The sequence below is a fragment of the Streptomyces roseoverticillatus genome (assembly GCF_000719265.1).
Taxonomy (GTDB): domain Bacteria; phylum Actinomycetota; class Actinomycetes; order Streptomycetales; family Streptomycetaceae; genus Streptomyces; species Streptomyces roseoverticillatus.
This window is the reverse complement of the sequence record NZ_JOFL01000036.1, coordinates 44,289-51,867: the sequence shown is the minus strand read 5'-3', so window position 1 is coordinate 51,867 and position 7,579 is coordinate 44,289. Positions and strand designations below refer to the sequence as shown.

6 protein-coding genes are annotated in these 7,579 nt (G+C 71.2%); all 6 read right to left on the bottom strand.

Going from position 1 to position 7,579, the window contains the following annotated elements; all coding sequences use genetic code 11:
* A partial coding sequence (locus IF61_RS0129995) for a flavodoxin-dependent (E)-4-hydroxy-3-methylbut-2-enyl-diphosphate synthase (protein WP_169748861.1) occupies nucleotides 1-204 on the bottom strand: 204 nt, incomplete at its 3' end.
* Nucleotides 205-378: 174 nt separating this feature from the next.
* Nucleotides 379-1,680 (bottom strand): M50 family metallopeptidase, encoded by a 1,302-nt coding sequence (locus IF61_RS0129990; protein WP_030369695.1) that lies wholly within the window; start codon nucleotides 1,678-1,680, stop codon nucleotides 379-381.
* A complete protein-coding gene (gene dxr / locus IF61_RS0129985) occupies nucleotides 1,677-2,954 on the bottom strand; it encodes a 1-deoxy-D-xylulose-5-phosphate reductoisomerase (protein WP_030369694.1) in 1,278 nt (425 codons plus the stop codon). Before dxr ends, IF61_RS0129990 begins: the two co-directional genes overlap by 4 nt.
* Nucleotides 2,955-3,147: 193 nt before the next feature.
* Nucleotides 3,148-5,082: an acyl-CoA dehydrogenase family protein gene (locus IF61_RS0129980; RefSeq protein ID WP_030369693.1), complete on the bottom strand. Its 1,935-nt coding sequence runs from the start codon at nucleotides 5,080-5,082 to the stop codon at nucleotides 3,148-3,150.
* 347 nt (nucleotides 5,083-5,429) lie between these two features.
* The gene (locus tag IF61_RS0129975; RefSeq protein ID WP_030369692.1) at nucleotides 5,430-6,155 is read right to left on the bottom strand and encodes a response regulator; all 726 of its coding nucleotides are present in this window, start codon (nucleotides 6,153-6,155) and stop codon (nucleotides 5,430-5,432) included.
* Nucleotides 6,121-7,383 carry a sensor histidine kinase gene (locus IF61_RS0129970; protein ID WP_107043162.1) on the bottom strand — a complete coding sequence of 421 codons (1,263 nt, stop codon included), beginning with the start codon at nucleotides 7,381-7,383 and terminating at the stop codon, nucleotides 6,121-6,123. Before IF61_RS0129970 ends, IF61_RS0129975 begins: the two co-directional genes overlap by 35 nt.
* Nucleotides 7,384-7,579 lie beyond the last annotated feature (196 nt).

Here is a 7,579-nt window from a genome sequence, read left to right as displayed (position 1 = left end):
CACGATCTGACAACCGGAAGCCGTCAGCTCAGCAATCTGCTGAAGCGTGGCACCGATATCCGACGTCCTGGTCGTCGTCATCGACTGCACCGACACGGGTGCGTCGCCGCCGACGGCCACGGAGCCGACCTGGATCTTGCGGCTGACCCTGCGGTCGGCGAGCTTGATCGGAACGGAAGGCATTCCAAGCGAAATCGCAGTCATGTGGCGAGCAACCCCAAGGTGTGAATCAAGGTCCCGAGATCGGCGGGCTCCGCTTCGAGATTACGGCACCCGGTCCGTTGGAAGCACATCCCACCGCGGAGGCTCCTCAAACGCGGACGACCGGCCACAAAATCCGGCCGGTCGCCACAAACGGGCGTTTGTCCTCACTTCGCGCTAGGTGAGCCGCACCGGGTTCACCACGTCCGCGATGAGGACGAGAAGAGTGAAGCAGATGAAGATTCCCGCCACCACATAGGCGACCGGCATCAGCTTCGCGACGTCGAACGGCCCCGGGTCGGGGCGCCGGAACACCTTGGCGAAGGCGCGCCGCACGGACTCCCACAGCGCCCCGGCGATGTGCCCGCCGTCCAGCGGCAGCAGGGGCAGCATGTTGAACAGGAACAGCGAGAGGTTGAAGCCCGCGACCAGGAACAGCATGGTCGCGATCTGCTGCGACGGCGGGATGTCGAGGTTGAACACCTCGCCGCCGACTCGTGCCGCGCCGACGACGCCCATCGGGGAGTCCGCCTTGCGCTCGCCGCCGTCGAACGCGGCGTTCCACAGATCGGGGATCTTGCTGGGAAGGGCGATCAGCGACTCGACGCCGGACTGCACCATGTCGCCCATACGGTCGACGGACTGCCCGAAGGTCTGCGGCACCACGCCCGTGGCGGGCGCGAAGCCGAGGAACCCGGCCGTCACGTACTGCCCCTTGATGGGCGCACCCTTGCTGTCGTACTTCTGAACCTGGTTGGAGATGAGGTTCGCGCTCAGGGTCTTGCGGGCGCCGTCGCGCTCGACGGTGACGGTGGCCGGGCCGGTGGTCCTGCGGATCTCCTTCTGGAGCGTGGCCCAGTCGTTCGTACGGTGCCCGTTGAAGGCCACGATCTTGTCGCGCGGCTTGAGGCCGGCTGCCTTGGCCGGGGAGTCCGGGTTGCCCTTGCCGCACTTGTCGGTCGGGGCGCTGGCGGCGACGACGCACTCGGAGACGGTCGAGACGGTCGTCGTCTGCGTGCTGATCCCGAAGGACATCATCACGCCGAGGAAGATCGCGACGGCCAGGACGAGGTTCATGAACGGGCCGGCAAACATCACGATGACGCGCTTCCACGGCTTGCGCGTGTAGAACAGCCGCGTCTCGTCGCCCGGCTGGAGCTCCTCGAAGGCGGCCGAACGGGCGTCCTCGATCATGCCGCGCCACGGTGACGTGGAGCGGGCGGTGATCCGCCCGTCCGCACCGGGCGGGAACATGCCGATCATGCGGATGTAGCCGCCGAGCGGGACGGCCTTGATGCCGTACTCGGTCTCGCCCTTCTTCCGCGAGAAGATCGTCGGCCCGAAGCCGACCATGTACTGCGGCACGCGGATGCCGAAGAGCTTCGCGGTCGACAGGTGGCCGAGCTCGTGCCAGGCGATCGAGAACAACAGGCCCACCACGAAGACGACTATCCCGAGGACGGTCATCAGTGTCGTCATGCGCGGGCCTCCGAGGTCGCCTTCGCGGTACGGGCCGCCGGGGCCGTCCGCGCTGCCAGTTCACGGGCCCGGGCGCGTGCCCAGGCCTCCGCTTCCAAGACGTCCGCGACGGTGAGACGGGTTCCCGTGGTGGGCGTGCCGTGTTCCGCCACCACCTCCGCGACCGTATCGACAATCCCGTTGAACGGCAGCCCGCCGGCGAGGAAGGCGTCGACGCACTCCTCGTTGGCGGCGTTGAAGACGGCGGGCGCCGTGCCGCCCAGCCCGCCGACGTGCCGGGCGAGCCCCACGGACGGGAAGGCCTCGTCGTCGAGGGGGAAGAACTCCCAGGTGGAGGCCGTGGACCAGTCGAAGGCGGGAGCCGCGTCCGGAATCCGCTCCGGCCAGCCGAGGCCGATGGCGATGGGGCCGCGCATGTCGGGCGGGGTCGCCTGGGCCAGCGTGGAGCCGTCGGTGAACTCCACCATCGAGTGGACGTAGGACTGCGGGTGGACGACGACCTCGATGCGGTCGAAGGGGATGTCGTACAGCAGGTGCGCCTCGATGACCTCGAGGCCCTTGTTGACGAGAGTGGCGGAGTTGATCGTGATCACCGGCCCCATGGACCAGGTGGGGTGGGCGAGCGCGTCCTGGGGGGTCACGGAGGCCAGCTCGGCTTTCGTACGGCCCCTGAAGGGCCCGCCCGAGGCCGTGACGACCAGCTTGCGGACCTCGGCGCGCGTGCCGCCCAGCAGCGCCTGGAAGAGCGCGGCGTGCTCGGAGTCCACGGGAATGATCTGTCCGGGCTTGGCGAGGGCCTTGACCAGGGGGCCGCCGACGATGAGCGACTCCTTGTTGGCCAGTGCGAGCGTCCGGCCGGCCTCCAGGGCCGCCAGGGTCGGCGCCAGGCCGATCGAACCGGTGATGCCGTTCAGAACGGTGTGGCACTCGCTGCGGGCCAGCTCGGCGGCCGCCTCAGGCCCCGCGAGGATCTCGGGCTGCGGCTCCGCCCCGTACTGCGCCGCCAGCGCCTCGCGCAGCGCGGGCACGGCGTCGGTACGGGCGACGGCGACGGTGCGCACCCTCAGCTGCCGCGCCTGCTCGGCGAGGAGCCCTACGCGGCCGCCGGCGGCCGACAGGCCGGTCACCCGGAACCGGTCGGGGTTGCGGAGCACGAGGTCGATGGCCTGGGTGCCGATCGAGCCGGTCGAACCGAGGATCACGATCTCGCGCGGTCCGCCCGCGGCGGTGGGGGCGGAGTAGCGCAGGTGCGGGTCAGCGAGGGAGTCCGTCATGGGCTCCATTGTTGCCTCTTCCGCACGGAGGGCGGACAGGGAGCCCCCGTCCGCCCTCCGTGGGGTGACATCCGCATGAGGCGGGGCGCGCCCGCACGGGGCGATGATGCTGCCGCATGGGGCGGTGGAGCAGCCGCATGAGGCGGAGCGGCGCCGCATGGGGCGCGAGGGCGCCCGCATGGGGCGGCGGGGGTCAGTGGATGGGGCGGTGAACGTTGTCCGTCTTGGCGGGGCCGGGGGTGGCGTCCGCGATCCAGGGGCCGTCGCCGCTGGGGTCGAGGATGCCGGCCTCGAGCCACTCGTACGCCCCGGACATCACGCCGGAGACGACCTTGCGGTCGAGATCGTCGGTGTTGGTCCACAGCCGCCCGAAGAGCTCCTCGATGCGGATCCTGGCCTGCCGGCAGAAGGCGTCGGCGAGCTCGTACGCTTCCGCCCCGTGCTCGCCCTCGGCACGCAGTCGCTCCGCGCGCACGCATGCCGCGCTCATCGCGAAGAGCTCCGCGCCGATGTCGACGATGCGGCCCAGGAAGCCCTGCTTGGTCTCCATGCGCCCCTGCCAGCGCGACATGGCGTAGAAGGTGGAGCGCGCGAGTTTGCGCGACGACCGCTCGACGTAGCGCAGGTGGGTGGCGAGGTCGCGATGGCCCGCGGGGTGGAACTCGGCGTACGTGCGCGGGAGCTGCCCGGGGCCGGTGACCAGCTTGGGCAGCCAGCGGGCGTAGAAGCCCCCTGCGCGGGCGCCTGCGCGGGCCTTGTCGCCCAGGGACTTCTCGGGGTCGATGAGGTCGCCCGCGACGGAGAGGTGGGCGTCCACGGCCTCACGGGCGATCAGCAGGTGCATGATCTCCGTGGAGCCCTCGAAGATGCGGTTGATGCGGGCGTCGCGCAGCATCTGCTCGGCGGGCACCGCGCGCTCGCCCCGTGCGGCGAGTGAGGCGGCGCTCTCGTAGCCCCGTCCGCCGCGGATCTGCACGAGCTCGTCGGTCATCAGCCAGGCCATCTCGCTGGCGTACAGCTTGGCGAGCGCGGCCTCGATGCGGATGTCGTTGCGGTCCTCGTCGGCCATCTGGCCCGACAGATCGAGGACGGCCTCCAGGGCGAAGGTCGTCGCGGCGATGAAGGAGATCTTCGAGCCGACCGCCTCGTGCCGGGCGATGGGCTTGCCCCACTGCTCGCGTGCCGTGGACCACTCGCGGGCGATCTTCAGCGCCCACTTGCCGCCGGCGACGCACATGGCGGGGATGGACAGCCGGCCGGTGTTGAGCGTCGTCAGGGCGATCTTGAGGCCGGAACCCTCGGGGCCGATGCGGTTGGCGGCGGGGACGCGCACCTGGTGGAGGCGCGTGACACCGTTCTCGATGCCGCGCAGGCCCATGAAGGCGTTGCGCTGCTCGACGGTGACGCCATCGGCCGTGGCCTCCACCACGAAGGCCGTGATGCCGCCCTTGTGGCCCTCGCTCCTGGGCACCCGCGCCATGACGACCAGCAGGTCGGCGACGACGCCGTTGGTCGTCCAGAGCTTGACCCCGTCAAGGACGTAGTCGTCGCCGTCGGGAACCGCGGAGGTCGCGAGGCGCGCCGGGTCGGAGCCGACATCGGGCTCGGTGAGCAGGAACGCCGAGATGTCGGTGCGGGCACAGCGCGGCAGGAAGGTCTCCTTCTGCTGCTGTGTGCCGAAGAGCTTGAGCGGCTGCGGGACACCGATGGACTGGTGGGCGGAGAGCAGCGCGCCGACGGCGGGGCTGACGGAGCCGACGACGGCGAGGGCCTTGTTGTAGTAGACCGAGGTGAGCCCCAGGCCCCCGTACTTGGTGTCGATCTTCATGCCGAGGGCGCCGAGCTCCTTGAGCCCGTTCACCGTCTCGTCCGGGATCCTCGCCTCCCGCTCGATGCGGGCGGGGTCGATGCGGGTCTCGCAGAAGTCGCGGAGCTTGGAGAGGAACTCCTCGCCGCGCCGTACGTCCTCCAGGGCGGGGGTCGGGTGCGGGTGGATCAGATCGAGGCGGAACCGGCCGAGGAAGAGTTCCTTGGCGAAACTGGGCTTCTTCCAGTCCTGCTCCCGGGCCGCTTCGGCGACCTGGCGTGCTTCGCGCTCGGAGACCGGTCGTACGGATGGTGCGGTCATGAGGCACCTCGCCGCTTCAGTCGGGGCCGTCCCGGTCGGCTACCGACCGGTACTACTGGACCGTATGTACCCGATCCTCCCGGCATCTACCAGACCTCGCGCAACGATCCGGTCCGGGGGCGGCCGGGGCAAGGGGCCTTGCCGCATGAGGCGGGGCATGGGGCCGGCGCCCGGGCACCGGACTGCTGGAGCATGAGGCCGCGGCCACCACGGCGTAGATAGGCATGAGGCGGGCTCGGGTGTCTGGGTGTGGGGCCTGCGCCTGGGGCCTGGGCACGCGCCAGAGGCAGGGCGTGACCTTGGGGTCTGGAGCGGCCTGGGGCCTGGGGCCTGGGGCCTGGGACCGTTCAGTTTCCCGTGCCGGGGATGACGAGGCCGTTCTCGTAGGCGACGACCACCGCTTGTGCGCGGCTGCACAGGCCGAGCTTGGCCATGGCGCGGTTCAGGTGCGTCTTGACGGTGGCCTCGCTGATCACGAGTTCGGCGGCGATCTCCGCGTTGGACAGGCCTCGTGCGGTGTGCCGCAGTACCTCGAGCTCGCGGCCGGTGAGCGCGTCGAGGGTGGTTCCGGGCGGGGTGGAGGCGCTCGCTTCCGCCCGCCGGGTGAAAGCCTCGACGAGGCGGCGGGTGACGCTGGGGGCGAAGAGCGTGTCGCCCCCGGCGACCGCCGTGACGGCGGCCAGAAGCCGCTGCGGGCCCGCGTCCTTGAGCAGGAAGCCGGCGGCGCCGGCGCGCAGGGCCGCGTACACGTACTCGTCGAGGTCGAAGGTGGTCAGCACCAGGACACGGGGCGCGGGGGATGGCGCGTCGCACAGGATCCGTTCCATGGCGGTGATGCCGCTGAGGTCGGGCATCCGGATGTCCATGAGGATCACGTCGGGCCGGTGCTCGGCGGCGAGCGCCACGGCCTCTTCGCCGCCGGAGGCCTCGGCGACGACCTCCATGCCGGGCGCAGCGCGCAGCAGCGCGGCGACACCGGCACGGATGAGGATCTGGTCGTCCACGACGAGGACGCGTATGTCCCCTGTGCCGCCCGCCTCAGGCGCCTGCGTCCCGCCCACCTTCCCCGTCATTCCCCGCCGTCTCTCTCCCACGCACCGCCGGCTGCAGGGGAAGGGTGAGCCGGACCTCGAACCCGCCCGCGTCCCGCGGTCCTGCGGCCAGGGTTCCCCCGTAGATCCTGGCGCGCTCGCGCATGCCGATCAACCCGTGTCCGCCCGGCGGCACCGGGATGGCCGGAACGTTTCGCCGCCCGTCGTCGGTGACCCGGACCGACAGCTGGTGCGGCAGGAACGCGACGTGGACCGTGGCCCGCGCGGGGCGGGCGTGCTTGATGACGTTGGTCAGTGCTTCCTGGACGACGCGGTATGCGCACAGGTCCGGTCCCTGTGCGAGCGGGCGCCGCTCCCCCACGATCTGCAGCGCCACTTCCACGCCTGCCGCCCGTACGCGCGCAGCCATGTCCTGGAGCCGGTCCAGTCCGGGCGTGGGCTGGTAGGGGCCTTCCTCGTCGACGCTCTCCCCGGCGCCCTCCGGCCCGACGCGCAGCACGGCCAGGAGCCGGCGCAGTTCCTCCAGCGCCTCGCCGCTGGCGGCCGAGATGGTGCCGAGTGCCCCATGGGCGGTGCCGGGATCGGCGGTGAAGACGTAATGGGCGAGCCCCGCCTGGACGGAGATCACCGACATGTGGTGGGCGACCACGTCGTGCAGTTCGCGGGCGATGCGGACGCGTTCCTCGGCAACGGCGTGGCGGGCGTTCTCCTCGCGCTCGCGCCGCAGCTGCTCGGTCAGCTCGGACAGGGTGCGGTTGCGGGCCCCCAGCTTGCGGGCGTTGTCGCCGAACTTCCACATGATGAACGGCACGACGAGGGCCTGGGCGACGGCAGTCGTCGGGGCGTTGCTGCCGGAGAACAGCGCCCCCGCCACCCACACCATGGCGAATGCGACTCCGCAGGCCGCGGCATGGGCCGTGCGGCGCATGGACGCGACCGTGTAGAGCGCCAGCATCAGAGCCGCGCTGTTGACGACCGGCCAGAACCCCGCGGCGATGTACCACAGCCACAGGGCTGCGGCACCGGCGAAAACCGCCACGGGGGCGCTGCGGCGGGCGGCGAGGAGGAGGTTGATGACGCAGATCAGCGTGTAGCCGAGGGCGTCGGGCCGGTCCCAGTACCAGCCTTCCGGCGGGCGCTCGCCGGCGAGCAGCAGCGCTACGACGGTGAACCCCGCCGCCAGCGGCACGTCCAGCGCCGCCCTCGGCCGGCCCGCAACCTGCCCTCGTAGCGCCCGCATGGTCCGCATCGCCGCAGCGTAGCCATCCTGAGGGCGGCTCGGCATCGGTCAGACGGAGGCTGTCCCGCCTACCGCGGTGGTTGGAGACCGCCGAGCGGCTGCTGCGCGGGTTGAGGGCGGAATTCCACCCGTTACAGGACGACCGGCTCGCAGGTGGTCCGTACCGTCGGTGAGGTCGGCCCGGCAGTGGTCACGGGGGACGGGC